Below are 25229 nucleotides of genomic sequence, written 5' to 3' on the forward strand. Positions count from 1 at the left end.
GGGGTCAGGCCTGAAGCTTACAGCTTGAAGCCGGCAGCGGCTATTGGGTCGCCCGGCTGGCCGCCAGGGTGATCGACACCGACTCGGCAAAGCGCAAGGCATGGGGCTTGTCGACCTCGACTTCGGCGTACAGCACCGACTCGTTGGCCATGATCAGGTCCAAAAGCTCCTGGGTCAGGCGTTCGAGCAGGGCGAAGCGATTGCCCTCCACGTGGGCGATCACTGCCTTGGTGATGGTGCGATAGTTCAGGGCGTGGTCGATGTCATTGTCACGCACCGCCTCCTGGGCGGCGTAGAGGATGGTCAGGTTGATCAACACATCCTGTTTGTTGAGGATTTCATCCTCGTTGATGCCGATGAAGGTGCGCAGGCGCAGGTCCTTGACCTTGATGCGTGCCATGGCGGGCTGAAGTTGTGACATTTACGGGCTCCGTCGAATCAATTGCAGAAACTCATGAAGGCAACGCCGGGCTACTTGACGTGCCGCCCGCCGTTGACGGTCAGCGTCGTGCCGGTGACATAAGGGTTGTCCAGCAGGTAGCGCAGGCTCTGGTAGATCACCTCGCTGCCGGGCTCGATGCCCAGTGCGGACTTGGCCAGGGCCTTGGCCCGGTAGGCCGCGTCGTCTTCGGGATTGAACATTAGCAGGGCCGGGGCGATGCCGTTGACCTTGATGGCCGGTGCGTATTTTGCCGCGAATGACAAGGTCAGGCTTTCGAGGCCGGCCTTGGTGGCGCAGTAGGCGATGTGTCGGGTGCTGCCCTTGCGCGTCACGTCATCGCTGATGTGCACGATGTCGGCCGGGTTCGAACGCTGCAGCAAGCCGGCGCAGTGCAGGTTGATCAGGTACGGCGCCAGCATGTGCACGCCGAACATGGCGCCGAACGCCTGCGCTTCGTTGCCGGGGTCTTCGGCCAGCCAGGCCGACGCGTTGTGCACGATGGCCCGCAGTCGATCAGTGTGCTGCTGGAGCCGCTCGATAAAGGCTAGGATCCCGGTTTCGCTGGAAAAATCGGCAAACAGCACGGTGGCGCCAAGGTCCCGCAGTTCCTGTACGCCCGGGCGCTCGGTGCGATAGGTCGCGATCACCGGCTGGCCGTCTTCCAGGCAGCGTCGAGCACAATGCAGGCCGACGCGTTGGGCGGCGCCGGTAATCAGGATTGGAGCGAGGGCGCTGGGCATAGGGGGCTCGGTTCGCGACTGGAGTAAAAACTATAACAGCGACAGGGGGGCGTCTCCTACGTGGGCCGGTGATATTCCAGATCGCGCACAAAACAACAAAACCGCGCAGCGGCGACGTTTTGTTCTTGTCATGACATCTGCCGGAAGGAGTAGACTGGGATCCAATTCGCCAGCCGGATGGGTCTGCCAACATGAGCGTAATCACTGAGGACAACTTCATCTTCAAGGCGCCAGGGGCCTGGGCGCGCGAAGACTTGTTCCCCATTCGTGAAGTCGCACGCCTGACCGGTGTGAACCCCGTGACGCTGCGGGCCTGGGAGCGTCGCTACGGTTTGATCCAGCCCACTCGCACCGACAGCGGACACCGCCTGTATTCGTTGGGCGACATTGAAAAGGTGCGCAGCATCCTGGCCTGGATCGAGCGTGGCGTGGCGGTCAGCAAGGTGGGCAAGATCCTGGCGAAGACCGAGTCGGTGCAGTCGGTCTGCGCGTTGATTCCCTCGGACCTGGTCAGGGCCGACTACGCCCAATGGCAGCAGCAGGTGGCGGACGCGGTGGGTCAGTTCGACGACGTGGAACTGGACCGCATCTATGGCCAGATCTTTTCCACCTACGCGGTGCCCATCGTCTTCCAGGACATCCTGATGCCGCTCTGGCGGCAGTTGCTGCAACGCCAGCAAGTGTTCGGGCAAACCAGCGAATGGGTGTTCTTCGACGGCTTCCTGCGTTCACGCATCATCCAGCGGTTGCTGCTCAAGCGCGAAGGTGTGTCGCGACGGGTGCTGGTCTGCGCCATCGCCGGCCAGTGCCGCGAGCTGGAGCTGCTGGTCACGGCGCTGTTCCTGTCCAAGGCGGATGTGGGAGTCAGGGTGCTGGCGACCGGTTTGCCTTTCGATGAGCTGACCCTGGTGTGCCAGAAGATCCAGCCGCTCGCGCTGGTGGTGGTGTCCCATCATGCGCCGGTCCCCGAATTGCCCAAGCGCCTGGGCAAGTTGGCCATGAGCCTGGATTGCCCGTTGTTGCTGGCCGGCGATGCGTCTGACCTGGCGCAGGACGCCCTGGCCGGTTCATCGATTGGCTGCCTGGGTAACGAAGGGACCGTGATGCGCCAGCGCCTGCGTCAATTTCTGGCAGGCAACCTGGACACCTGATCAGAGATGCATCGTCGGATGGGTCAGGCGATGTTGCTGCAGGATGTACTGGCGCAGGCGTTCGGTCTCGTCCTGGTCATCCTGGCTAAGATGGTAGGCGTACAAGCCTTGGGCGGTTTCCCGTTCGAAGGTGCCGCGCAATGAAATCCGTTCATAGCCCGAGGGGCTGAACCACAAGGCGAATTGCTTGAGTGGCTTGGTACGACTGCGGCTTTCCACCAGGACGCCCTTGCACGAGACCTCGTGCACCCAGAGCGAGCCCGGCTGGCCCTTGATGTTTTCCAGTGCCACGGGCTCTTCGAGGGTCAGGCGCCAGGGACGTACCTTCGGGCCGTCTTCGTAGATGCTCGGCACGCCCAGGCGCAGGTGCATGGCATGGAATTCGTCTTCCACCAGGTGCAAGGGGAACGTCATCTGCTGGTTTTCGAAGTTGGCTTGTAGCGTCACCTGCTCGTTCGCCGCCAGGCGCGTCAGCAGGTCACGGATCTGCGAGCCACCGTTTACCAGCAAGCTCGACGTGACATCCCGCTCATTGAGTTGCGGGTTGTGCTGCATGGTCCGGATGAAATCCAGTTCATCCTGCGTCAGGAGGGCATCGCGCGGCATGATGGGCTCGAAGAGGTGATGTGCATTTTCACTGGTGATTGTAGTGACTGACCGTTAATTCGCTATTTTGTTTGCGCCGTTCGTCGCTTCGAGCCGGGCAATCGTTTCCCGCGCTTCGGCCAGTTCCTTTTCCAACTGGGCGGTGCGCTGTTGGGCCTTGACCTGGGCCGTGACATCCTTTTGCACGCCGACGAAGTACGTACGCCCATCGGCTTCGTTTCTGACCGTGGAGAGCGACAACTCATTCCAGAACGGCGTGCCGTCCTTGCGGTAGTTACGCAGCACCTCACGGCAGGCACCGCCTTGTTCCAAGGTCTGGCGAATGTGCTTCAGGGCGGGCTGGTCGCGATCACCCGACTGGAGGAAACGACAATCCTGATAGAGGATTTCCTCGCGGCTGTAGCCGGTCAGGCGTTCGAAGGCCGGGTTCACATAGATCAGGATATTGTCCTCGTCACCTTCTTTTTCGGCGATGACAATCCCGTCGTTGGTCGCGTTGATGACCAGTTGCATCAAATGAGCGTTGATCATGGCGCAGCTCCGTTGAAACGTCCTTGTTTAGAGCCAGCATTCTAGAAGAATTCAACGGGCTGTCTACTGGCCATCAGCGCCGGTTGAGAGCCATTCGCAGCTTGGCGGGTGCAGCTGTTACTATCCCCGGCTCTTTTATTCAGGTTCAGGATCAGATTGATGAAAGTCGCCATCCTTTCCGGCTCGGTCTATGGCACCGCCGAAGAAGTCGCCCGGCACGCCGCCAAACTGCTCGAAGCGGCGGGTTTCGAGGCGTGGCACAACCCGCGCGCCACCCTGGCGGATATCCAGACGTTCGCTCCGCAGGCGATGTTGGCGGTGACCTCGACGACGGGCATGGGGGAGCTGCCGGACAACCTGATGCCGTTGTATTCGACCCTGCGCGACCAGTTGCCGGCGTTCCTTCGTGGGTTGCCCGGAGCGGTGATCGGCTTGGGCGATGCCAGCTACGGGGACACCTTCTGCGCCGGTGGCGAGCAGATGAGCGAGTTGTTCGCCGAGCTGGGCGTGCGAGAGGTGCTGCCCATGCTGCGCCTGGACGCCAGCGAGAGCGTCACGCCCGAAAGCGACGCCGAGCCGTGGCTACAGGCCTTGATCGAAGCCTTGCGTGCGTGATGCACCCGCGATGACTCGCTCGGCCAGTAAGCTGGCTGCCAATGCAACTAGCGGCCCGGGGAGAGCTGGCTAGACTCATTTTTCTTGCGTATGAAGTTTTGAAAAACGCGATTCATATAATAAGAAAACAAAGGGGTCAGAGCCGTGAGCGTAGCGCCCATCCAAACGACACTCGGTATCAAGGAACAGGTCAGTGCGGCTGAATGGCAAACCCGGGTGGACCTGGCCGCCTGTTACCGCCTGGTTGCGATGCATGGCTGGGATGACCTGATCTTCACCCACATTTCCGCGAAGGTCCCCGGCACCGAGGATTTCCTGATCAACCCGTACGGGTTGATGTTCCACGAAATCACCGCCTCCAGCCTGGTCAAGGTCGACCAGGCCGGCAACAAGCTGATGGACAGCCCCTACGACATCAACCCGGCCGGCTACACCATCCACAGCGCCGTGCACGAGGTGCGCCACGACGTGACGTGCGTGCTGCACACCCACACCGCCGCCGGGGTGGCGGTGTCGGCACAGAAGCAAGGGGTGCTGCCGATCAGCCAGCAATCGTTGTTCGTGCTGTCGAGCCTGGCTTATCACGCCTACGAAGGCGTGGCCTTGAACCACGAAGAGAAAGCGCGCCTGCAGGCGGACCTGGGTGACAGCAACTTCCTGATGCTGCACAACCATGGCTTGCTGACCTGTGGCGCCAGCATCGCCGATACCTTCCTGATGATGTTCATTTTCCAGCGCGCCTGTGACATCCAGGTCCTGGCGCAGAACGGTGGCGCCGAGCTGATCGGCATCGAACCGCAGATCCTGGCCGGCGCCCGGGCGATGATCGCCGGGGTGACCAGAAGTGCCCAAGGCATGGGCGGCGCGCTGGCCTGGCCGGCGTTGTTGCGCAAGCTCGACCAACAGGACAGCGGGTATAAAAGCTGATGCCCCTGGCCCAGATTCCCTTGCGTATCTGGCGCCAGCACAGCCAGATCTTCCTGTTCCGCGGCCATGCCATCCGTTACTGGGTGGCGGGGCAGGGCGAGCCGCTGCTGCTGATCCACGGCTTTCCTACTGCCAGTTGGGATTGGCATTACCTATGGCAGCCGTTGGCGCAGCGCTACCGGGTGATCGCCTGCGACATGCTCGGTTTCGGCGACTCCGCCAAGCCGGCGGACCACACCTACAGCCTGCTGGAGCAGGCCGATCTGCAACAGGCTTTGCTGGCGCACCTGAACGTGCGGCAAGGGGTGCACGTGCTGGCCCACGACTACGGTGACAGCGTGGCCCAGGAACTCATCGCCCGGCACTACGAAGCGCGCTCCAACGTTGCCAGTTGCGTCTTCCTCAATGGCGGCCTGTTCCCCGAAACCCACCGGCCGGTGCTGGCCCAGAAACTGTTGCTCAGCCCGCTGGGCTGGCTGCTGGGGCGGGCGTTTTCGCGGCAAAGCCTGGTCAAGAGCTTCCGGCAGATCTTCGGCCCCCACACCGGCCCCACCGAAAGCGTGCTGGATGATTTCTGGAGCCTGATAGAAGCGCATCACGGGCCGCGGATCATGCACAAGCTTATCGCCTACATTCCCGAGCGACGAGTACAGCGTGATCGCTGGGTGCAGGCGATGCAGCGTGACGACGTGCCCTTGCGGGTGATCGATGGGGCGCTCGATCCGATTTCCGGCGAGCACATGGTGGCGCGCTACGAGTCGCTGATCCCCAATCCGGATACAGTGCTGCTGCCGGAGATCGGCCACTACCCCCACACCGAGGCTCCGGTGCAGGTGCTCAGGCATTACCTGGCGTTTCGCGAAAACATCGCGCCACGGTGCAGGAAGGTAGCCTGTTCCTGACACACCCCTCTGTGGGAAATCCCGGATCTGCTGCCCGACTCAATCCCTGTGGGAGCGGGCTTGCCCGCGAAAGCGCAGTGCCAGGCGGCGCATCTCTGACTGAAGTACCGCTTTCGCGAGCAAGCCCGCTCCCACAATGTTTGAGGTGTTCCCGGATGTGCTGCCCGACTCGATCCCTTGTGGGAGCAGGCTTGCCCGCGAAAGCGGCATCGCGGTCTCACTTCTGGATCAACAGAGTGATCTCACCTCTGGCATCGCATCATCCCCCCACCTTATCGCCCACTATTCACTCCCAGCCCATTTCATTGTGACCGGCCGGCGAGTGCCGGACACTCGGCCTCAATGTCCTATTGGCCTGCTGGAGTTCTGCCATGAATGAGTCTGTGCGCTTCGAAGATAAAGTCGTGATCGTCACCGGGGCCGGCGGTGGCCTGGGGCGGGCCCATGCCCTGCTGTTCGCCAGGCACGGCGCGAAGGTACTGGTCAACGACTTGGGCGGTTCGGCCCAGGGGGAAGGGGCCAATGCCTCGGCGGCAGACCGGGTGGTGGCTGAAATCCGCGCGGCGGGCGGCATTGCCGAGGCCAACCACGATTCGGTCACCGATGGCGACAAGCTCGTGCAGAACGCCCTCGACGCGTTCGGCCGGGTCGACGTGGTGGTCAACAACGCCGGGATCCTGCGGGACAAGACTTTCCACAAGATGGACGACGCCGACTGGGACCTGGTCTACCGCGTTCATGTCGAAGGGGCCTACAAGGTGACCCGCGCCGCCTGGCCGCACCTGCGTGAGCAGAATTATGGACGGGTGATTTTCACCGCCTCGACTTCGGGTATCTACGGCAACTTCGGCCAATCCAACTACGGCATGGCCAAGCTCGGGCTGTATGGGCTGACGCGTACGCTGGCCATCGAGGGGCGCAAGAACAACATCCTGGTCAATGCCATTGCCCCCACCGGCGGCACCCGCATGACCGAGGGCCTGATTCCGCCGCAGGTGTTCGAGCAACTCAAGCCCGAACTCGTCAGCCCGTTGGTGGTGTACCTGGCCAGTGAAGCCTGCCAGGAAACCAGCGGCCTGTTCGAGGTGGGCGGCGGCTGGATGGGCAAGGTGCGTTGGGAACGCAGCCTGGGTGCAGGCTTCGACCCGCGCACAGGTTTTTCAGCCGAAGACGTCGCCGCCCATTGGCAGCAGATCTGCGACTTCGAGGATGCGGTGCATCCCAATGACAACCTGGAAGCCTTGAAGGAGATGATGGCGAACCTGCAACGGTACGCCGTTTAAGCCTCATTGCCTGAGCCGGTTGTCGCCAGTCGCGGCAACCATGCTCATCGACAATATTCGCTCCCCCAGCACCGCCCGGTTTGCAGCGGTTTCGATACGGCGCAGATTTATCCCGTACGGCTCAACATCCAGGCAAAGCGCTCGGCGGGCCATTCCTTGCGGTCTGATACCTGCCCATCGCCGAGCTCGACTACCCGCAGAACACCGTCTGACCTGAACACTACATCGACCGAGAAAAAAGGACTGTCGATCAGCCGTGCGCACTCGGTCACCAACTCAGGCACTTCGCTGGTGACGCCATAGGCTTGTCCATGGAGTACAAAGTAGCGACGCTCAGTTTCCTCGAGGTATTGCTCTCGTTGCCTGACGCATATACCGCCTTCGATTTGGCCCCGATACTTTCGCATCCGCTCGACAAGCGGCGCGATGCCTGCGGGCGTCTCCACCAGACTGCCGCCGCCCGTGTTGAGTGACTTCACATAGTCTTTGATGAAATAGCCGGGCCATTGCAAACCGTCAAGCGCCTGATCGAAGTTGGCGTCACTGGGCAACACCACGGTTTCGCTCGTGCAGGCCGCCAATAATGGGTACCACTCGGGCAGGTGATGACAATGTCGGTATTGCGTGGGGCTCGTGCCTGCGGTGGCGCCTTGGTCGCGCAAATGCTTAACCAAAGCTGCGTAAGCATCCACCGTCAGCATCCATCCGCGGTACAGAACTGTGTCGCCGGGCTCGAAGGGCACGGAAGCCTTGAAAGTCCCGGCTTCGAAATCTTCGAAAGAGAACAGCCCAGCTTGCAATCCTGCAGCCACGACAGCATTGTACTCTTCCAGGTATTGTTCATCGGGGCGTTTCTTATCAAAGGGATCGCTGGGGTAGAGAAGGCGCATGTAGTTCCTGTCGATGGGGGGAGCGAAAGGTTTTCGGAAGGTCAGAGTTGCTTGAAGCCTGGTTTTCCGTTGGCAGCACGCCATTCCTTAATTTCTTTCACTATAGCTTCAGGCCCACTCTTTCCTATATCAGGGTAGAAGAGTAAATCTGATCCAGAGGGGTGCTCCGAAATTCTCTCGAATTCGAGAACTGCGTGAGTGTGAGCTTCTTCCGTATCATAGTCTGCGTTATATATTTTTTTGACAAAAGTAAGAAATTCGAGTTCGGTGATGTCTGTTATCAACGTTTTCACTTGTTGTTCTCCTGATGCGTTTGAATGTGTCTCTTGGGTGTCATTACGATGATGTTGTCAAGATTGTAAACTTCACCGCCTAGGGATATGTATTTTTTGTGGTGCAGCTCGTATTTAATCCGGGCGCCAACACGGTCTATTTTTTTAACGAAGGCTCCGTATCCTTTTCTCATATGAGCTAGGCTACCCGGATCAAACTGTTGAGCAAGATTTGGGTCATTAGCAACCGCCTTCCAAAAAGCCTCTCGAAACTTCCTGAAATTTCTGAACGCCCTCCCCCTCAATTGATCAGCAATCTGGAGCGGAATAGGTACCCCTTGACCTTTCGACGCTGCATCCGACCATACCTCTGAAACGGGAGTACCGCTGCCCAGCGCAACCCCAGGGTCTTCCCGTCGATCTCTGAACATGACGTACAGAGGCGGCAAGCCTGAGTCGATTGGGAAAACAAACACATAGTCATCAAAACTGTTTTCGGTTATCTCGGGGAACGGATCAATCCTTCCCGCGATGGGGGTTACCGATGCCCCCGTATAAACCGGTGGATCGGGAAGTTCAACGGGGAGGGTTGTGGAGCTGTTTCCAGGTTGAATAATAGGTGTCCACGCCAACGTTCTGGGTGAGGTTTCTTCAGTCGTAGCGGTGTAGAGGTTCTGTTGGGCGTTATAGCTAACCGGCACGACTCTGACTTTCGACGGGTGGGTTACACCGTCGGTACTGATCACCAGGATTTCTGACCGGCCATCCGCTGCTGCTTGGGAAGTGAGGCGTACCGGCAAGTCAATCGTCCCGTCGGCCGCCGCTATGGCTTGAAAATCATGGTGTTGTGTCGGTGCGAGTTCTGAAAGGGGCGTGCTGAACGCATATCGCTCGGGTAATTCACCGTTAGCCAGCTTGGGTGAATAGAGAAGCGCCGCAAAACCCGCCAAGGTCGGCGCAGCAATTGCGGTGAGCGACTCGATAGCCATGGCGACTGCGGCTCGTAGCGCCGCCTGGATTGCCAAGGTCGTTTCCGGACTTATAGCCAGGCTACTGCCGACGAGCGTGAACACTGGACCGACTGCGGCTGCCGTGCCCGGTATTGGATATGCGCGTCCCGTCAGGGCTTGTGCCTGGGCTACGCGTAGGATCTCGGCTTCAGCCGCTTTACGTGCCTCTTCCGCGACTACCCATTCATAAGGATTGTTAAAGACGGTATAGATCGGCGCAATACCCGACTCCAGCGGGAACACCGTGACGAACCCACTACCAAAATCGTAATCCTTCAGCTCCGGATCCTTCTTGACCCATCTGGTTGTGTCCCAAGGGCTCGCGCCCTCATGGAGCACGATATTTGGCACGCTCGATGCTGATGCCGGGGACGCATCAGTTTCTTTAACGATAGGCGTCCAAGTCATCAAGGTGGATGAGCCGTCCGGACTGTAGGACTTATAGACGTTGCTGTGGGGGGCGAGTGCCGCAAGCCTGACCGGCACATTGGAGGGTATCGATGTTCCTTTGCTACTCGCGACAACGAACACCATAGCGTCATCGGTGGTCTTGGAGCCCAAGACTATCGGTAGATTGATTTCTCCTTGCGATGCTGCGACTGCCATCAATTCGCCAGTGTTGGCCGGCGCAAGTTCTGATAGCGGAACACTCAGGGCGTAGCGTTCTCTATTGCCCAGCTCTGACGGATCGCTAAGTGCCGCAAACGCTGCGACAACGGGTAACGCTGTTGCTGCCTCTGTTTCAATGACTGCTGAAACCGCGACACGTAGCGTCTTAGTGATTCCGGAAGCAGTCGCGAGGTTGGGAGCGAGGGTTCCTCCTGCAATGGTAAACACCGGGCCGGCGGCTGCGGCGGACCCCGATACTGGAAAGGTGCGGGTAGCCCGGGCTGGTTCACGTGCCTTTTGGACTTCTTTCTGGCGCCTCGCTTCCGCTGCGTCCTGTTCTGCAATTTCGGCGTTTCTTTCGGCTTCCCATAGGGCGTTGGCGGCCTCCATGCCTTGTTTGGCAGATACTGTTGCGGCAATCCGTGCACGCTGCGCTTGCTCTTCGATAGCGCGCTTCGCCTCGGCCTCGGCTTCGGCTGCCTTGCGCGTCTGTTCCTCAGCTACTCGGTTGGCTTCAGCCTGGGCCCTTGCCTGGGCAGCATCTGCCGCTGCCGCCGCTCGGGCCTTGGCCTCGGCAATAGCATGATCTAAAGAGACTAAGCGGCCGTCCATTATCTTTATCTGTTCAGCCAAAAACTTTGCCTCGTAAGCTGCGGCATAGGAGACATTCCATTTGGCAATGGCGTTGTAATAGGCTATGTGCCCTCCGCGTCGCCCAATGAATTCGAAACCCTGAAGGCGAGTATCTTGGGCGCGGTGGGTCAGTGGATCATGTCCATAATATAAATTAGCTATTGCTACATGTTCCTGGTGATCTTTCCTGGCTTTGAAAATTTGCAGTTTAAGCGTTCTTGATTCAATGTCGAGAGCATCTGTGCCTGGTGGGACTACGGCACTAACCGCTGCTCTTGTTTTTGCGAGCTCGGTATCGGTTATATAAATGATGTTCTGGATGTTTTCTTGAAAAGATTTTTCGGTGGCGTCATTGCTGTCCATTAACCAAGCAACAGCATGATCAACTGCGTCGTAGGCTCTGTCCCAATGGGTGTGGTTTGGTGTGCCTCCGCCGCTAAATCCGAAGCCAAAAGATGACGAAGGGCTACGAGGGATACCTCTATTAACCAGGATGTTTTTTTCTTGCTGCATATCGAGTTCCTTTCGATGCGCTGTGAGTGGTTGCAGACAACCACGACCGTGTATGTCGTCTCCCTATAAGGTGACGAGAAAATTATGAGTCCCGGTTCACCGACCGGGCAGGTGAGGGATTCCGATAAAATTGTAGGAATCCTGAAAAATTCTCTAGGAATACACCTGCATAAAAAAGGCCGCTGCAAAAAGCAGCGGCCTAAGCGTGACGTTGCAAAGGAGCTACAAATCAACGTCGGTACACACGGGACGATGGATCGAATGCGCCAATCCATCCGAATGACGGTGCGCCAGGCATGAGGGATGCCATGGCGGCTTGCGCTTGCAGGCCCGTTGCGCTGCAAGCCCGGCCAGCATAGGGATCCAGGGTGCCTGGAAACAGCCCGGATCCGGACATGCACTGTTGCAGGGCGCGCAACAGTGAGGCCGGCCGCTGGAACATGCGCCTGGCTGATAACCCATCATCCAGTGCGTCGATGCCCTGCGAGAAGGCCCGCCTGGTATGGGGGGTAATCCTTTCGGGGTACAGCGCGAATACCTCCTTGGTGCGCTTATCGCCCCTGGCGTGCGGCAGTAGGGTGAAGCCTCTGTCACTCACCGGGGAAGACGCATGACAACAATAACAATGCGCGCCATCTTCAAGCCGCAGGCACTCGCCGCCGCGGTGGCCTTGGGTTGCTGTGCCCAGGCGCAGGCCGTTTCATTCAACATTGGTGAAATCGAAGGTCAGTTCGACTCTTCGTTGTCCGTGGGCGCGAGCTGGGGCATGCGCGATGCGGACAAGGATTTCGTCGGCACCGTCAACGGCGGTCGGGGGCAATCGTCCACCGGGGATGACGGGCGACTGAACTTCAAGAAAGGCGAGACGTTTTCCAAGATCTTCAAGGGCCTGCACGACCTCGAACTCAAGTACGGCGACACCGGTGTGTTCGTGCGCGGCAAGTACTGGTACGACTTCGAACTCAAGGACGAAAACCGTGAGTTCAAGGACATCAGCGACAGCAACCGCAAGGAAGGCGCGAAGTCGTCGGGGGCGGAGATCCTCGACGCGTTCGTCTACCACAACTATTCCATCGCCGATTTGCCGGGCACGGTGCGTGCCGGCAAGCAGGTGGTCAGCTGGGGTGAAAGTACCTTCATCGGCAACTCCATCAACAGCATCAACCCGATCGACGTGTCGGCGTTCCGTCGCCCGGGTGCGGAGATCAAGGAAGGCCTGATCCCGGTGAACATGCTGTTCGCCTCCCAGGGCCTGACCGACAAGCTCACCCTCGAAGGTTTCTATCAGTTGGAATGGGACCAGACGGTCGTCGATAACTGCGGCACCTTTTTCGGCAACGACGTGGTGGCCGACGGCTGCACCACCGGCTACACCGTGGGCAGCCCGGCCATTGCGCCGTTCCAGCCGCTGACCGCGCTGTTCGGCCAGGGCATCCAGGTGTCGCGCGAAGGGGTGATCATCCCCCGTGGTGGCGACCGCGATGCCCGTGACTCGGGCCAGTGGGGCACGGCATTGCGCTGGCTCGGCGATGACACCGAGTACGGCCTGTACTTCATGAACTACCACAGCCGCACACCCACCGTCGGCACCACCACGGCAGGTGCGTCCACCCTCGCGGCCCTGCCGGGAATGGTTGCGATCGCCAATGGCCTGGCCCCCGGCAGTGGTTCGGGCCTGGCCCAGAGCGTGATGCTGGGACGCGGGCAGTACTACCTCGAGTACCCTGAAGACATTCGCCTGTATGGCGCCAGCTTCTCCACCACGCTGCCCACCGGCACCGCGTGGACCGGTGAAATCAGCTACCGGCCCAATGCGCCGGTGCAACTGAGCACCAACGACCTGACCCTGGCCCTGGTCAATCCGATTGCCGGCGGTGCGGCGTCGCCCATCGCCACCAGGCCGGGGGCGGACAACACCGGTTACCGGCGCAAGGAAATCACCCAGGTCCAGAGCACCCTGACGCACTTCGTCGATCAGGTGTGGGGCGCCGATCGCCTGACCCTGGTGGGCGAGGCCGCGGTGGTGCATGTCGGCGGGCTGGAATCCAGGGACAAGCTGCGTTACGGCCGCGACTCGGTCTTCGGCCAGTACGGCTTCAATGGCGACACCGACGGTTTCGTCACGTCCACGTCCTGGGGCTACCGCGCCCGGGCGATTCTCGACTACTCCAACGTCATCGGCGGGGTGAACTTCAAGCCCAACGTGTCCTGGTCCCACGACGTGGCCGGCTACGGTCCCAACGGCCTGTTCAACGAAGGCGCCAAGGCCGTCAGCCTGGGTGTCGATGCCGACTACCGCAACACCTACACCGCCAGCCTGAGCTACACCGACTTTTTTGGCGGCGACTACAACGTTCTCAAAGACCGCGACTTCCTCGCGTTGAGCTTCGGCGTGAACTTCTGATCTGGCTGACAAGGAAAACCCAATGCGCAAGATGATCCTGCAATGCGGTGCCCTGGCCTTGAGCCTGCTGGCCGCGAACGTGATGGCGGCGGTTTCGCCGGAGGAAGCCAACAAGCTGGGCACCACCCTGACGCCGCTGGGCGCGGAAAAGGCCGGCAACGCCGATGGTTCGATCCCGGCCTGGACCGGTGGTATCCCGAAAAATGCCGGTGCCGTGGACAGCAAGGGCTTTCTGGCCGACCCGTTCGCCAATGAAAAACCGCTGTTCACCATCACCGCCGCGACCGTGGACAAGTACAAGGACAAGCTGTCCGAAGGCCAGGTCGCGATGTTCAAGCGCTATCCCGAGACCTACAAGATCCCGGTCTACCCGACCCATCGCAGCGTTGCGCTGCCGCCGGAAATCTACGAGTCGGCCAAGCGCAGTGCGCTGAACGTTACGTCCATCAACGACGGTAACGGCCTGGCCAACTTCACCGGTAACCGTTACTACGCGTTCCCGATCCCCAAGAATGGCGTGGAAGTGCTGTGGAACCACATCACCCGCTATCACGGCGGCAACCTGCGCCGCATCATTACCCAGGCGACGCCGCAGACCAACGGCAGCTTCACGCCGATCCGCTTCGAAGAAGAAGTGGCCGTGCCGTTCCTGATCAAGGACGCCGACCCGGAAAAGGCCAGCAACGTGCTGACCTATTTCAAGCAGGAGGTCACCGCCCCGGCGCGCCTGGCCGGCAACGTACTGCTGGTGCATGAAACCCTCGACCAGGTGAAGGAGCCGCGCCTGGCGTGGATCTACAACGCCGGTCAACGCCGCGTGCGCCGCGCCCCGCAAGTGGCCTACGACGGTCCGGGCACTGCGGCCGATGGCTTGCGCACCTCCGACAACTTCGACCTGTTTTCCGGCGCCCCGGATCGCTACGACTGGAAGCTGGTCGGCAAGAAGGAAATGTACATCCCGTACAACAGCTACAAGCTCGATTCGCCGACCCTCAAGTACGACGATGTGATCAAGGCCGGCCACATCAACCAGGACCTGACCCGCTATGAGCTGCACCGGGTCTGGGAAGTGGTGGGCACGGTCAAGCCCAGCGAGCGCCACATCTACGCCAAGCGCCACATGTACATCGACGAGGACAGCTGGCAAGCCGCGGTGGTGGATCACTACGACGGTCGCGGCCAACTGTGGCGCGTGGCCGAAGGTCATGCCCAGTTCTACTACGACCACCAGAACCCGGGCTACACCCTCGAAGCGCTCTACGACATCATCGCCGGCCGCTACATCGCCCTGGGGATGAAGAACGAGGAGAAGCACAGCTACGAGTACGGCTTCGAAGCGCGGGCGGCGGACTACACGCCGGCGGCGCTGCGGTCCTCGGGCGTGCGTTAAAGGTGTGGCGAGGGAGCGAGCTCCCTCGGCACAGAGTGGTGTCTGCGCAAGGGCATCGTGAACGACCGGCAGTTGCCTCTGCCGGTCGTTTTTTTATGGGCGCCAATCAGCGCGCTGAATACTTCTCCAAAGGTCAGCGACACAGGACTAGGGTGATGAAACAACAATAAACAGGACCTTCGTACATGACTGCCATGACCCCGTGTCCGGACCGTCCAGGATTGCTGCCCCGCCTGTCCTCGACGCATGTACCGCGGCGGTCCTTGAGCGAGCCGTTGCTGACTTCCGAGGCACGGGTAAAACTGCTGTGCGCGCCCGCGGGGAGTGGCAAGAGTGCGCTGTTCGCCGAGTGTTTTCTCAAGGCCCCCGCCGACTGCCGACTGCATTGGTTGCCGCTGGGTGGCGTTGCGTTGACCCCCGCGCAGATGGGCGAGCGACTGGCGCAGACCCTGGGCCTGCCAGTGATGGACGAAGCGGGGCTGCTGGCCCACCTGGCGCGCCTGCAAACACCCACCTGGCTGTTCCTGGATGATTACTGCCGGGTGCCGAATCCCGAGCTGGACCAATGGCTCGACCGCCTGTTGAACACCAGCAGCCCGGCCTTGCACCTGTGGCTGAACGGCCGTCGCCGGCCGCACTGCAATTGGCCGCGGCTGTTGCTCGACGATGAGCTGCACGAATTCGACACGCAGGCGCTGGTGTTCAGCCCTGGCGATGTCCAGCAACTGCTGCGTCATCTGCCTGGTCCCCAGGCGGCCCGCACCGCGCGCGAGGTGATACAGCGCAGCGGCGGCTGGTGCGCCGGGGTGCGCATCAGCTTGCTCGAACGTTGCGAATGGGCGCGCAGCCACGCCACGCCGGGGCGGCCCGGAACCCTGGTGGACTACCTGGAGTACGAACTGTTCAGCGCCCTGAGCCCGGACCTGGCGCAAGCCTGGCGCGTGCTGGCCCACCTGCCACGTTTCAATGCCCGGCTTTGCGAGCATCTGTTCGGCGACACGGTGGGCGTTGAATGCCTCCCGCTGTTGAAGGACCTGGGCTGTTTCATCGAGCCGTGGGAACACTCCTCTGACTGGTTGCAGATCTTCCCGGCCCTGGCCCGGCTGGTTCGCGAGGAACCCTGGCCCCAGGGCCGTTCCTGGCATCGCCGGGCCTGCCAGTGGTTTGCCGCCGAACAGGATTGGCCCATGGCATTCGAGCAGGCGATGTTGGCCCACGAGTTCGAGACGGCCGTGAGTGTCTTGCAGCATCTGAGCTTCGAGCACCTCTTGCAGGGCCGCAACGTCGTGTTGCTGCTGAACTTGCATGACCAGCAGGGCGAGGCGCTGTCCCTTGGCACGCCGCAATCGGTAGGGTTGGTCACCGCAGCGCTGTTGTTTGCCGGTCGCTTCGACCAGGCCGCAGTGTGCATCGAGCAACTCACGCGGTTCGCACCCCAGCCGCGGGCCTGCCAGCAGCGCCAGTTGATCGCACGCTGGCAGGTCCTGCGGGGCTGGCTGCTGCACTTGTCGGGCGACGGAGATCCGGCCCGCGAACATTTCCTCCAGGCCCAGGCTCATCTGGATCCGCAGGCCTGGGCCTCGCGCTTGTTGTGTCAGTCGGGATTGACCCAGCAGGCGTTGCTTAAGGGCGACCTGGCCTCGGCGCAATGGATCAACCGCCAGGCGCTGTGCCTGGCCCGTGCCGAAGGCTCGCTGGTGTTCGAAGGGCTGCTGGAACTGGATCATGCACAAGTGCTGGAGCAACGCGGTGCGCCGCATCGGGCCGACGAATTGCTGGGCGATGTCCAGGCGCGGCTCGACAAGCCCGGCCAGGATTTTTCCCCGTTGCTGGGCCGCATTGCCTCGCGACGCGGACGCCTGGCGCTGCGCATGGGCTTTGAAGAGCGCGCTGCCGAGCAGTTCCAGGCCGGGCTGGAAACCGGCCTGCGCAGCCAGGATAAGCAGGTACTTTACGGTTTTCTCGGCAAGGCCAGTCTGGCGGCTAACCAGGGCGACTATGGCGAGGCCTTCATGCAACTGCGCGACGCCGAGCGGATCATGCAGCAGCGGCACATTCCCGACACCGTCTACCGCGGTGTATTGCTGCAAACCAGTTGTCAGTTCTGGTTGCAGCAAGGGCGCGCCGAGCTGGCCCACGAAGCCTTGACCCGCGTGCTGCGGCATTTCCACGGGCCCCAGGCCAAGCACGCACCGCCCGCGACCCTGGAGTTGATTCCTCGGCTGGAGTACCTGTTGCTGTTGACCGAGGTGCACCTGCACCGCGCGCAAGACCCGATGGCGCGCCTGGAGGCCATGATCGCCCAGGCCCGTCACGCGGAAATGCACGGCCTGGAAACCGAGCTGCACCTGGCGCTGGCGGAGGTCGCCTGGTTGACCGCCGACCGCTCGCGGGCCCGCGTGCTTGTCCAGGAAGGCCTGGAGCGCGTGGCCTGTTGGCGCGCCCAGCAAGCCTTGTGCGAACTGCGCCTGCGCCAGCCCGAACTGTTGCACTGGGCGCAATCGTCAGGCCCGATCGAACCGCCGGCGGCCCCCGAGGACGCCTTGCTCAGTCATCGCGAACTGGAAGTGCTGGAACTGATAGCCCAAGGTTATTCCAACCAACAGATTGCCGAACGGCTGTTCATCTCGTTGCACACGGTAAAAACCCATTCACGGCGCATACACAGCAAGTTGGGCGTGCAGCGGCGTACCCAGGCAGTGGCGAAGGCCAAGGTCATGGGGATGATGGGATAGGGCGCACTGCAAGCCTTACGCGTGCTTACAGTTGCGCTTTTACCCCCGGAGGGGGAGTTGGGTTATAACGGCGATGCTGGTTCGAACAGGACGTTCGGGCCATGAAATGACAAGGATGTTCATGAACACTCAAGCGTTTTCTACGTATTCCGAAAGACTGCTTGCCCTCAAGCTCACTCGCGTCGACTTTGCCGTGCAAGTGCTGTTGGGCGATCACCTGGAGGCACTGGGCCTCAACCCGCATAACCTGTATCTGAATACCGTGGCCGGGTTTCCCGACCCCCAGGTTGAAACGTCCAGGACATTGTTCGATGAAACACTGGCCTGCGTTCAGAAACAGACCTTGGCGCATTACACCCAAGGCATCACCAATATCTTCAGCAAGCGGTATTCCTTTGCCGTCGAAGATCGGGTCAAGGCGCTGGACTTGATCACCTTCGAGAAAATCGTGGCGGACATCGTGACGGGCCTGGCTGAAAAGCCCGGGATGGATTTATCCGAGCGGCCCATCTTGCCGTTGAGCGCCGAAGAGCTTCATGGTGCGTTGAAAGTCCACCTGCCCGGCGTCGATCTGGAGAAAGTCTTCGTCACCAGTTTCGTCAACCATGACGTTGCAAAACCGGTGGTGTTTTCTTCCGAACCCCTGGTTGAGTACTTGCTGGCGCACCTACGCAACAACGATATTCCTTACCATGCCAAGGGCGATCCCCAGGCCATCTACCTGGTCGCCTTCAGCGGCGAAGAGCGTCACCTGCATCCGCGCCTGACGCCTGCCCACCTCAATGACCTACTGATCAGGATCGTCCCCGACTTCCTGGGCTGATCTTCCATCGGTTTCATACCCCATCCGCCAACTCACGGCCCGGGTCGCGGCGAGCAATCGTTGCGCCGCCGGGCCGTTTTCGTCGGCGTGGAACAACGAGGTCGGGCCGACGATGGTCATCACCGCCGTCACCTGGCCGATCGCATTGAACACCGGGGCGGACAAGGCATCCACGCCGGGCATCAGCAGGCCATGCACATGGTGCAGGCCACGGTTGCGGATCTGTTCGCACAAGGTGGCATAGGCCTGGTCGTCGGCCAGGGCATGCCGCTCGGATCCCTGCACTTCCTGTTCACGCAAGCCGATCGTCTCGCGCTCGGGCAGGTAGGCGCTGAACACCAGCCCGGTGGACGAACTGAGCAGGGGCAGCACCGAGCCCAGTTGCGTCACGACCGTCACGGCGCGCACGGCAGGCTCGATGCGCACCACGGTGGCGCCGTGGTTGCCCCACACCGCGAGGAAGCAGGTTTCGTTCAGGTCATCGCGCAACTCGGCCAGGGGCATGGCGGCCACTTGCAGCACGTCCATGCCGTTCAATGCCGCCAGCCCGACGCGCAGCGCTTCACGGCCCAGGCCGTAGTGGTTGGTGGCGGTGTTCTGCTCGGCGAATCCGCTGGCAATCAGCGCCTGCAAGTAGCGATGTACCTTGCTTGCCGGCATTTGCACGTGCTCGGCCAGGCGCGACAGCGACGTGGACGGCGACAGCTCGGCCAAGGCCTTGAGAATGTCGGTACCGACTTCGGCCGAGCGGACTTTCTGTTTACCGTTATTGAGCGGGGTTTGCATGGCGGCGCGGGGTCCAGGGGCGAATGGGCGTCTTTATAGCTTGACGGTCGTTGTCGAGCAAATTACGTTATGCGTAATTGAATTACGATAAAAATAACCCGGTGCGCCTGACACTCATCCCATGAGTCACGGGCCGCATCCCTGGAGGCTCCATGAACCTCGATTCCCCAGCGTCGGACCTGGCTTATCAATCAGGCTTCGGCAATGAGTTCGCCAGCGAAGCCCTGCCCGGCGCCTTGCCCGTCGGCCAGAACTCTCCGCAAAAAGCCCCTTACGGCCTGTACGCCGAGTTGTTCTCCGGCACCGCGTTCACCATGGCCCGCAGCGAAGCGCGGCGGACCTGGATGTACCGCATCCGGCCGTCGGCCAACCACCCGGCCTTCACCCCATTGGAGCGGCAACTGGTCGGCGGCCCGCTGGGCGAGGTCACGCCCAATCGGTTGCGCTGGAACCCGCTGGAGAATCCCGCGCAGCCCACCGATTTCCTCGATGGCCTGGTGCGCATGGCCGCCAATGCCAGCATGGACAAGCCGGCCGGCATCAGCATTTTTCACTATTGCGCCAACCGCTCCATGGAGCGGGTGTTCTTCAATGCCGACGGTGAATGGCTGATCGTGCCGCAGTTGGGCCGGTTGCGGATCATCACCGAACTGGGCGTGCTGGAACTGGCGCCGCTGGAAATCGCCGTGCTGCCCCGGGGCTTGAAGTTTCGCGTCGAACTGCTGGATGCGCAGGCCCGCGGTTACCTCGCCGAAAACCATGGCGCGCCGCTGCGTCTGCCGGACCTCGGGCCCATCGGCAGCAATGGCCTGGCCAACCCGCGGGACTTCCTGACCCCGGTCGCCCATTACGAGAACCTCGCCCAGCCCACCACCCTGGTGCAGAAGTTCCTCGGCCAGTTGTGGGCTTGCGAGCTGGGGCATTCGCCCTTCGACGTGGTCGCCTGGCACGGCAACAACGTGCCATACAAATATGATCTGCGGCGGTTCAACACCATCGGCACCGTCAGCTTCGACCACCCGGACCCGTCGATTTTCACCGTGTTGACCTCGCCCACCAGCGTCCACGGCCTGGCCAACCTGGATTTCGTCATTTTCCCACCCCGCTGGATGGTGGCCGAGAAGACCTTCCGTCCACCCTGGTTCCACCGCAACCTGATGAACGAATTCATGGGCCTGATCCAGGGCGCCTACGATGCCAAGGCCGAGGGCTTCGTGCCCGGCGGGGCGTCGTTGCACAGTTGCATGAGCGCCCATGGCCCGGACGGCGAAACCTGTACCAAGGCGGTCAACGCCGAACTTCAGCCGGCGAAAATCGACAACACCATGGCCTTCATGTTCGAGACCAGCCAAGTGCTGCGTCCGAGCCGTTTCGCCATGGACTGCCCGCAACTGCAAACCGACTACGATGGGTGCTGGGCCTCGCTGCCTGTCACCTTCGACCCGACCCGGAGATAACCCATGACTCAACTTTCCCCCGTCCGTAGCTGGGTGGCTTCTGCCAACGGTCATGCCGATTTCCCGCTGCAGAACCTGCCGCTGGGCATCTTCAGCCACCAGGGCGGCACCCGACGCGGCGGCGTGGCCATCGGCGAGCAGATTCTCGATCTGTCGGCCGCGTTGCAGGCCGGCCTGTTCGACGGCGCGGCGCGAGCAGCGGTCGAAGCCATGGCTGGCGGAGAGCTCAACGGGTTTTTCGAGTTGGGCCGTGGCGCCCGTGTCGCTTTGCGTGAGCGGCTGCTGGAGCTGCTGCGCGAGGACAGCCCTCAGCGTGCCCAGCTCGAAGCCCAGCAGTCGCAATGGCTGTTCCCCGCGGCCGATTGCCAGTTGCACCTGCCGGCCAGGATCAATGACTACACCGATTTCTACGTGGGGATCGAGCACGCACAGAATGTCGGCAAGCTGTTCCGCCCCGACAACCCGCTGTTGCCCAACTACAAGTACGTGCCCATCGGTTATCACGGCCGCGCCTCGACCATCCGTCCCTCCGGCACCGACGTGCGCCGTCCCAAGGGGCAGACGCTGCCGGCCGGTCAGGCCGAACCCACCTTCGGTCCGTGCGCACGGCTGGACTATGAATTGGAACTGGGGATCTGGATCGGCCAGGGCAATGCATTGGGCGAACCCATCGCCATTGGTGACGCCGCCGAGCACATTGGCGGTTTTTGCCTGCTCAACGACTGGTCGGCCCGGGATATCCAGGCGTGGGAATACCAGCCGCTGGGGCCTTTCCTGTCGAAGAGCTTCCTCACCAGCATTTCGCCGTGGGTCGTGACGGCCGAGGCGCTCGAGCCGTTTCGTCGTGCACAACCGGCGCGTGCGCAGGGCGATCCGCAACCGCTGCCGTATCTGCTGGACGCGCGCGACCAGGCCGGTGGTGCCTTCGACATCGAACTGGAAGTGCTGCTGCTGACCGACGCCATGCGCGAGCAGAACCTGCCGGCGCATCGCCTGACCTTGAGTAACACCCAGTACATGTACTGGACCGTGGCGCAGATGGTGGCGCACCACAGCGTCAATGGTTGCCAGTTGCAGGCCGGTGACCTGTTTGGTTCGGGCACCTTGTCGGGCCCGCAGAACGGTCAGTTTGGCAGCCTGCTGGAAATCACCGAGGGTGGTAAGAAGCCGATCGAGCTGGCGTCTGGCGAAGTGCGCAGGTTCCTCGAGGACGGTGACGAAATCATCCTGCGGGCCCGTTGCCGCCGCGAGGGCTTTGCCTCCATCGGGTTTGGCGAGTGCCGTGGCAAGATCCTGCCGGCGCGTTGAGGGGCGAGCATGGAACTCTATACCTACTACCGCTCCACTTCGTCGTACCGGGTGCGCATCGCCCTGGCGCTCAAGGGGCTGGACTACCAGGCCCTGCCCATCAACCTGATCGCCCCACCGGGAGGCGAGCATCGCCAGCCGGCCTACCTGGCGATCAATCCCCAGGGGCGAGTGCCCGCGCTGCGGACCGATGAGGGGGACGTGCTGGTGCAATCTCCCGCGATCATCGAGTATCTGGAAGAACGGTATCCGCAGGTGCCGTTGCTCAACGCGGACTTGGCCATTCGAGCCCACGAGCGGGGCGTTGCGGCGTTGATCGGTTGCGATATTCACCCGCTGCACAACGTCAGCGTGCTCAACAAACTGCGCCAGTGGGGGCATGACGAGGGGCAGGTGACGGAGTGGATCGGGCACTGGATCAGCCAGGGGTTGGCGGCGGTGGAGCGGTTGATCGGCGATGAGGGTTTTTGCTTCGGCGCGACGCCGGGGCTAGCGGATGTCTACCTGATTCCGCAGTTGTACGCGGCTGAGCGGTTCAATGTCTCGTTGCAGGCGTACCCGCGGATCTGTCGAGTGGCGGGGCTGGCGGCCGGGCATGCGGCGTTCCAGCGGGCGCATCCTGCGAATCAGCCCGATACGCCTGCCGGATAGGGCCGTGACCGACCTGACGCCTTCGCGGGCAAGCCCGCTCCCACAGGGAATAGGTAGCGGCCCCACTGTGGGAGCGGGCTTGCCCGCGAAGGCGGCCCGACAGCCGCCCTCTCTCTGCCGGCAGCACACAGCGCTTTGTGGGAGCGAGCTTGCTCGCGAAGGCGGCCCGACAGCCGCCCTCTCTCTGCCGGCAGCACACAGCGCCTTGTGGGAGCGAGCTTGCTCGCGAAGGCGTCAGGTCGGTCAACAGTGGCCCGCTTCATCCTGTCTCAATGCACAATCGAATTCGGTGGCAGGTGCCCGAGCCGTTCCGTTAGCCGGAGCCGCTGGATCGGGTCCTCGCTGAGCATCAGCGCATGCTCCAGGTCGAATCGCTCGGCGTTGGGGCAATCGAGTCGCTGGTACAGGCTGGCGCGGGCCAGGTAGTCGGCGGCGCTGGCGTTGCCCAGTTCCAGCACCCGTTCGGCGTCGATCAGCGCGGCAATGTAGTCGTCGTTCGCCAGGTGCAACTGGCGCAGGTTGCGTGACAGTCGCTGGAGCATCTGCAGCGGCTCGGCGTTGACCAGGTGTTCAGCCTTGAGCGGCATGTTCGCGCCATATTGACGGTGCAGCAGGTCCCGGCAGTCATGGGGGTACAACCGGCGTCCGCCGCACGGATCGAGCAAATGGTCGGCCCCAGGCACCTTCAACAGGAAGTGGCCAGGGAAATTGACGCCGACCATCGGGATTTCCAGGCCGCGCGCCAGTTCCAGGGCAATCAGGCCGAGGGCCAGCGGCTGCCCGCGCTTGCCCACCAGGACCTTGTCGAGCAATGCCGCCCGCGGGCGCAGCGGTGTGGCGTCGTCCTGGGCGAACCCCAGGTCGTTGAGTCGGCGTAACAAGGGCTGGGCCAACTCGCTCACCGGCAGCATCGGCAGGTCATGGCTGACCCGTTGTTGCAGGTCCCTGAAGTCGCGCAGCAGGGCCGGCACGTCGACGTCGCGATCATGTTCGGCGGCGATCCACAGCGCGGCTTCGAACAGCGCCGGGGGCGAGCGGTGCAGGCAGGCAAAAAAGGCTTGGCGCGGTTTCATTACACTCTCCGGGCTATGTCCCCGTTGTAGCTCTGCCATGGATTTTCGTCCAGTCCCGGGCCGGCGCAGTCGGCGGTTATGCCGAAAACGCTGGAGGTCCAACGGACTTATGCCGGTGTGTTTCAGCAAATTTCGAGCGCGCGCCTATACTGGCGAAACGAACAAAGTGATTCGGGAGCCTGTCGATGTTCGCTCTCATGCAAAGCTCCCGCCTTGAATCGCTGCACTTAAGCGTAGACCCGATGACCGGGTTGAAGGCGGTGATTGCCATTCATTGCAGCCGTCCCGGGCCCGCCCTGGGTGGCTGTCGTTATCTTGCCTACCCCGACGACGAAAGTGCCGTGGCGGACGCCGTGCGCCTGGCCCAGGGCATGAGCTACAAGGCTGCCCTGGCCGGCTTGCCCGTGGGTGGCGGGGTGGCGGTGATCATGCGTCCGGCCCATGTCGAAAGCCGGGCCGCGTTGTTCGAAGCCTTTGGTCGGTGCATCGAACAGTTGGACGGGCGCTACATCACCGCCATCGACAGCGGAACGTCGGTGGCCGACATGGATTGCATCGCCCAGCAGACCCGCCACGTCACCAGCACCACGGCCTCGGGAGACCCCGCCCCCCATGCGGCGATGGGCGTGTTCGCCGGCATCCGGGCCACCGCCATGGCCCGCCTGGGCAGCGATAACCTGGAAAGCCTGCGCGTGGCGATCCAGGGCCTGGGCAATGTCGGTTATGCCCTGGCCGAACAACTGCACGCCGCTGGCGCCGAACTGCTGGTCAGCGACATCGACCCCGGCAAGGTACAACTGGCGATGGAGCAACTGGGCGCGCACCCCATCGCCAATGACGCACTGCTCAGCACCCCTTGCGACATCCTCGCCCCCTGTGGCCTGGGCGGCGTCCTCAACAGTCACAGCGTGGCGCAACTGCGTTGCTCGGCCGTGGCCGGTTCGGCCCATAACCAGTTGAGCAACTTGCAAGTGGCCGATCAACTGGAGCGGCGCGGGATCCTCTACGCGCCCGACTACGTGATCAACTCCGGCGGTCTGATCTATGTCGCCCTCAAGCACCGCGGCGAAGAACTGCCGAGCATCACCGCACACCTGTCGAAGATCGGCGCGCGCCTGACCGAAATCTTCGCCCACGCCCAGGCGGAGAAACGCTCACCGGCCCGGGTAGCCGATGAACTGGCGGAGCGCTTGTTGTATCGCTAGTGGCCTGTACGGTTAATTTGAGTACTCGAATAAGCCACACAGGCCACTAGGGCCAGCACACGTATTTTGAATGCAGGTGGTGTGGGATGTTCAGGTTTTGAGGGCTGTGTGATTCGCACTGACGCATTTAATCAAAGCATCTAGGAGGCACTTTGAATTAAGTCGTGCAGGGTGAAAATGAGGCGGTTATTGCGGGTGGTTAGTTGCGATTTGTTGAATATTGACTCTCTGGGCAGTTGGCGTTTTTTTGTGGGGAGTGTGGGGGCTGAAAAC

At 61.7% G+C, this 25229-nt stretch carries 22 protein-coding genes; 13 read left to right on the forward strand and 9 right to left on the reverse strand.

From position 1 onward, the window contains the following. Window positions 1–40 precede the first annotated feature (40 nt). Both folX and folM read right to left on the reverse strand, forming a co-directional pair. Window positions 41–421, reverse strand: a complete 381-nt coding sequence (gene folX / locus AD664_RS20480; protein ID WP_042729388.1) for a dihydroneopterin triphosphate 2'-epimerase — start codon at window positions 419–421, stop codon at window positions 41–43. A 50-nt stretch (window positions 422–471) separates the two neighbouring features. Continuing rightward, on the reverse strand, window positions 472–1182 hold the full coding sequence (gene folM / locus AD664_RS20485) for a dihydromonapterin reductase (protein ID WP_053149170.1): 711 nt from the start codon (window positions 1180–1182) through the stop codon (window positions 472–474). Window positions 1183–1373: 191 nt separating this feature from the next. On the opposite strand from folM, the gene AD664_RS20490 reads away from it, so the two are divergent. Next, entirely contained in the window at window positions 1374–2333 is a 960-nt protein-coding gene (locus tag AD664_RS20490; RefSeq protein WP_053149173.1) for a MerR family transcriptional regulator, read from the forward strand. On the opposite strand, the gene AD664_RS20495 is transcribed toward AD664_RS20490, so the two are convergent. Both AD664_RS20495 and AD664_RS20500 read right to left on the reverse strand, forming a co-directional pair. Continuing rightward, window positions 2334–2939 (reverse strand): hypothetical protein, encoded by a 606-nt coding sequence (locus AD664_RS20495; protein ID WP_042729385.1) that lies wholly within the window; start codon window positions 2937–2939, stop codon window positions 2334–2336. It abuts the gene before it with no gap. 54 nt (window positions 2940–2993) lie between these two features. After that, window positions 2994–3470, reverse strand: a complete 477-nt coding sequence (locus tag AD664_RS20500; protein WP_042729384.1) for a PAS domain-containing protein — start codon at window positions 3468–3470, stop codon at window positions 2994–2996. 159 nt (window positions 3471–3629) lie between these two features. Between AD664_RS20500 and AD664_RS20505 the strand changes: the two genes are divergently transcribed. The 4 genes from AD664_RS20505 to AD664_RS20520 all read left to right on the forward strand — a co-directional run bounded on the left by AD664_RS20505 (window position 3630) and on the right by AD664_RS20520 (window position 7197). Beyond that, complete coding sequence (locus tag AD664_RS20505) at window positions 3630–4085, forward strand: flavodoxin (protein WP_053149176.1); 456 nt, start codon at window positions 3630–3632, stop codon at window positions 4083–4085. A gap of 144 nt (window positions 4086–4229) precedes the next feature. After that, the gene (locus tag AD664_RS20510) at window positions 4230–5012 is read left to right on the forward strand and encodes a class II aldolase/adducin family protein (protein WP_053149179.1); all 783 of its coding nucleotides are present in this window, start codon (window positions 4230–4232) and stop codon (window positions 5010–5012) included. Beyond that, a complete protein-coding gene (locus tag AD664_RS20515; protein ID WP_053149182.1) occupies window positions 5012–5914 on the forward strand; it encodes an alpha/beta fold hydrolase in 903 nt (300 codons plus the stop codon). The genes AD664_RS20510 and AD664_RS20515 overlap by 1 nt, the downstream gene beginning before the upstream one ends. Before the next feature lie 371 nt (window positions 5915–6285). After that, window positions 6286–7197 carry an SDR family oxidoreductase gene (locus AD664_RS20520; RefSeq protein ID WP_053149184.1) on the forward strand — a complete coding sequence of 304 codons (912 nt, stop codon included), beginning with the start codon at window positions 6286–6288 and terminating at the stop codon, window positions 7195–7197. A 107-nt stretch (window positions 7198–7304) separates the two neighbouring features. Here AD664_RS20520 and AD664_RS20525 read toward each other — a convergent pair whose 3' ends face one another. The 3 genes from AD664_RS20525 to AD664_RS20535 are packed head-to-tail and all read right to left on the reverse strand — an operon-like array spanning window position 7305 to window position 11124. Continuing rightward, window positions 7305–8087 carry an ATP-grasp domain-containing protein gene (locus tag AD664_RS20525; protein ID WP_053149187.1) on the reverse strand — a complete coding sequence of 261 codons (783 nt, stop codon included), beginning with the start codon at window positions 8085–8087 and terminating at the stop codon, window positions 7305–7307. A 41-nt stretch (window positions 8088–8128) separates the two neighbouring features. After that, the gene (locus AD664_RS20530) at window positions 8129–8380 is read right to left on the reverse strand and encodes a bacteriocin immunity protein (RefSeq protein ID WP_053149190.1); all 252 of its coding nucleotides are present in this window, start codon (window positions 8378–8380) and stop codon (window positions 8129–8131) included. Continuing rightward, window positions 8377–11124 carry an S-type pyocin domain-containing protein gene (locus AD664_RS20535; RefSeq protein WP_053149193.1) on the reverse strand — a complete coding sequence of 916 codons (2748 nt, stop codon included), beginning with the start codon at window positions 11122–11124 and terminating at the stop codon, window positions 8377–8379. Before AD664_RS20535 ends, AD664_RS20530 begins: the two co-directional genes overlap by 4 nt. 610 nt (window positions 11125–11734) lie before the next feature. Between AD664_RS20535 and AD664_RS20540 the strand changes: the two genes are divergently transcribed. The 4 genes from AD664_RS20540 to AD664_RS20555 all read left to right on the forward strand — a co-directional run bounded on the left by AD664_RS20540 (window position 11735) and on the right by AD664_RS20555 (window position 18476). Next, the gene (locus tag AD664_RS20540) at window positions 11735–13528 is read left to right on the forward strand and encodes a DUF1302 domain-containing protein (protein WP_042729379.1); all 1794 of its coding nucleotides are present in this window, start codon (window positions 11735–11737) and stop codon (window positions 13526–13528) included. 22 nt (window positions 13529–13550) lie between these two features. Next, entirely contained in the window at window positions 13551–14918 is a 1368-nt protein-coding gene (locus tag AD664_RS20545; RefSeq protein WP_042729378.1) for a DUF1329 domain-containing protein, read from the forward strand. Window positions 14919–15103: 185 nt separating this feature from the next. Further along, a complete protein-coding gene (locus AD664_RS20550) occupies window positions 15104–17653 on the forward strand; it encodes a LuxR C-terminal-related transcriptional regulator (protein ID WP_053149196.1) in 2550 nt (849 codons plus the stop codon). A gap of 121 nt (window positions 17654–17774) precedes the next feature. After that, window positions 17775–18476 (forward strand): hypothetical protein, encoded by a 702-nt coding sequence (locus tag AD664_RS20555; protein ID WP_157061585.1) that lies wholly within the window; start codon window positions 17775–17777, stop codon window positions 18474–18476. Here AD664_RS20555 and AD664_RS20560 read toward each other — a convergent pair. Further along, window positions 18441–19262: an IclR family transcriptional regulator gene (locus AD664_RS20560; RefSeq protein ID WP_053149202.1), complete on the reverse strand. Its 822-nt coding sequence runs from the start codon at window positions 19260–19262 to the stop codon at window positions 18441–18443. The two genes, AD664_RS20555 and AD664_RS20560, sit on opposite strands and share 36 nt — an antisense overlap. A gap of 152 nt (window positions 19263–19414) precedes the next feature. Here AD664_RS20560 and hmgA point away from each other — a divergent pair, with 152 nt between their 5' ends. Genes hmgA through maiA form a run of 3 tightly spaced genes read left to right on the forward strand, consistent with a single transcriptional unit; the run spans window position 19415 to window position 22678 of the window. Then, window positions 19415–20719: a homogentisate 1,2-dioxygenase gene (hmgA, locus tag AD664_RS20565; RefSeq protein WP_053149205.1), complete on the forward strand. Its 1305-nt coding sequence runs from the start codon at window positions 19415–19417 to the stop codon at window positions 20717–20719. A 3-nt stretch (window positions 20720–20722) separates the two neighbouring features. Beyond that, window positions 20723–22027 (forward strand): fumarylacetoacetase, encoded by a 1305-nt coding sequence (gene fahA / locus AD664_RS20570; RefSeq protein ID WP_053149207.1) that lies wholly within the window; start codon window positions 20723–20725, stop codon window positions 22025–22027. 9 nt (window positions 22028–22036) lie between these two features. Then, window positions 22037–22678, forward strand: coding sequence for a maleylacetoacetate isomerase (maiA, locus tag AD664_RS20575; RefSeq protein WP_047738255.1), 642 nt, complete (start codon window positions 22037–22039; stop codon window positions 22676–22678). Between the two features lie 269 nt (window positions 22679–22947). On the opposite strand, the gene AD664_RS20580 is transcribed toward maiA, so the two are convergent. Beyond that, window positions 22948–23751, reverse strand: a complete 804-nt coding sequence (locus AD664_RS20580) for a SirB1 family protein (RefSeq protein ID WP_053149210.1) — start codon at window positions 23749–23751, stop codon at window positions 22948–22950. Between the two features lie 185 nt (window positions 23752–23936). Here AD664_RS20580 and AD664_RS20585 point away from each other — a divergent pair, with 185 nt between their 5' ends. After that, complete coding sequence (locus AD664_RS20585; protein WP_042728238.1) at window positions 23937–24956, forward strand: Glu/Leu/Phe/Val dehydrogenase dimerization domain-containing protein; 1020 nt, start codon at window positions 23937–23939, stop codon at window positions 24954–24956. The last annotated feature ends 273 nt before the right edge of the window (window positions 24957–25229 follow it).

It is taken from the genome of Pseudomonas sp. P97.38 (assembly GCF_001269745.1).
GTDB classification, from domain to species: domain Bacteria; phylum Pseudomonadota; class Gammaproteobacteria; order Pseudomonadales; family Pseudomonadaceae; genus Aquipseudomonas; species Aquipseudomonas chlororaphis_E.

Coding starts and splice junctions, on each gene's coding strand:
- AD664_RS20500 (WP_042729384.1), bottom strand. CDS start 3,470: ATGATCAACGCTCATTTGATGCAACTGGTCATCAACGCGACCAACGAC.
- folM (WP_053149170.1), bottom strand. CDS start 1,182: ATGCCCAGCGCCCTCGCTCCAATCCTGATTACCGGCGCCGCCCAACGC.
- AD664_RS20555 (WP_157061585.1), top strand. CDS start 17,775: ATGAACACTCAAGCGTTTTCTACGTATTCCGAAAGACTGCTTGCCCTC.
- AD664_RS20585 (WP_042728238.1), top strand. CDS start 23,937: ATGTTCGCTCTCATGCAAAGCTCCCGCCTTGAATCGCTGCACTTAAGC.
- hmgA (WP_053149205.1), top strand. CDS start 19,415: ATGAACCTCGATTCCCCAGCGTCGGACCTGGCTTATCAATCAGGCTTC.
- AD664_RS20560 (WP_053149202.1), bottom strand. CDS start 19,262: ATGCAAACCCCGCTCAATAACGGTAAACAGAAAGTCCGCTCGGCCGAA.
- AD664_RS20495 (WP_042729385.1), bottom strand. CDS start 2,939: ATGCCGCGCGATGCCCTCCTGACGCAGGATGAACTGGATTTCATCCGG.
- AD664_RS20550 (WP_053149196.1), top strand. CDS start 15,104: ATGACTGCCATGACCCCGTGTCCGGACCGTCCAGGATTGCTGCCCCGC.
- AD664_RS20490 (WP_053149173.1), top strand. CDS start 1,374: ATGAGCGTAATCACTGAGGACAACTTCATCTTCAAGGCGCCAGGGGCC.
- AD664_RS20525 (WP_053149187.1), bottom strand. CDS start 8,087: ATGCGCCTTCTCTACCCCAGCGATCCCTTTGATAAGAAACGCCCCGAT.
- maiA (WP_047738255.1), top strand. CDS start 22,037: ATGGAACTCTATACCTACTACCGCTCCACTTCGTCGTACCGGGTGCGC.
- AD664_RS20520 (WP_053149184.1), top strand. CDS start 6,286: ATGAATGAGTCTGTGCGCTTCGAAGATAAAGTCGTGATCGTCACCGGG.
- AD664_RS20545 (WP_042729378.1), top strand. CDS start 13,551: ATGCGCAAGATGATCCTGCAATGCGGTGCCCTGGCCTTGAGCCTGCTG.
- AD664_RS20535 (WP_053149193.1), bottom strand. CDS start 11,124: ATGCAGCAAGAAAAAAACATCCTGGTTAATAGAGGTATCCCTCGTAGC.
- AD664_RS20540 (WP_042729379.1), top strand. CDS start 11,735: ATGACAACAATAACAATGCGCGCCATCTTCAAGCCGCAGGCACTCGCC.
- AD664_RS20580 (WP_053149210.1), bottom strand. CDS start 23,751: ATGAAACCGCGCCAAGCCTTTTTTGCCTGCCTGCACCGCTCGCCCCCG.
- AD664_RS20515 (WP_053149182.1), top strand. CDS start 5,012: ATGCCCCTGGCCCAGATTCCCTTGCGTATCTGGCGCCAGCACAGCCAG.
- folX (WP_042729388.1), bottom strand. CDS start 421: ATGTCACAACTTCAGCCCGCCATGGCACGCATCAAGGTCAAGGACCTG.
- AD664_RS20505 (WP_053149176.1), top strand. CDS start 3,630: ATGAAAGTCGCCATCCTTTCCGGCTCGGTCTATGGCACCGCCGAAGAA.
- fahA (WP_053149207.1), top strand. CDS start 20,723: ATGACTCAACTTTCCCCCGTCCGTAGCTGGGTGGCTTCTGCCAACGGT.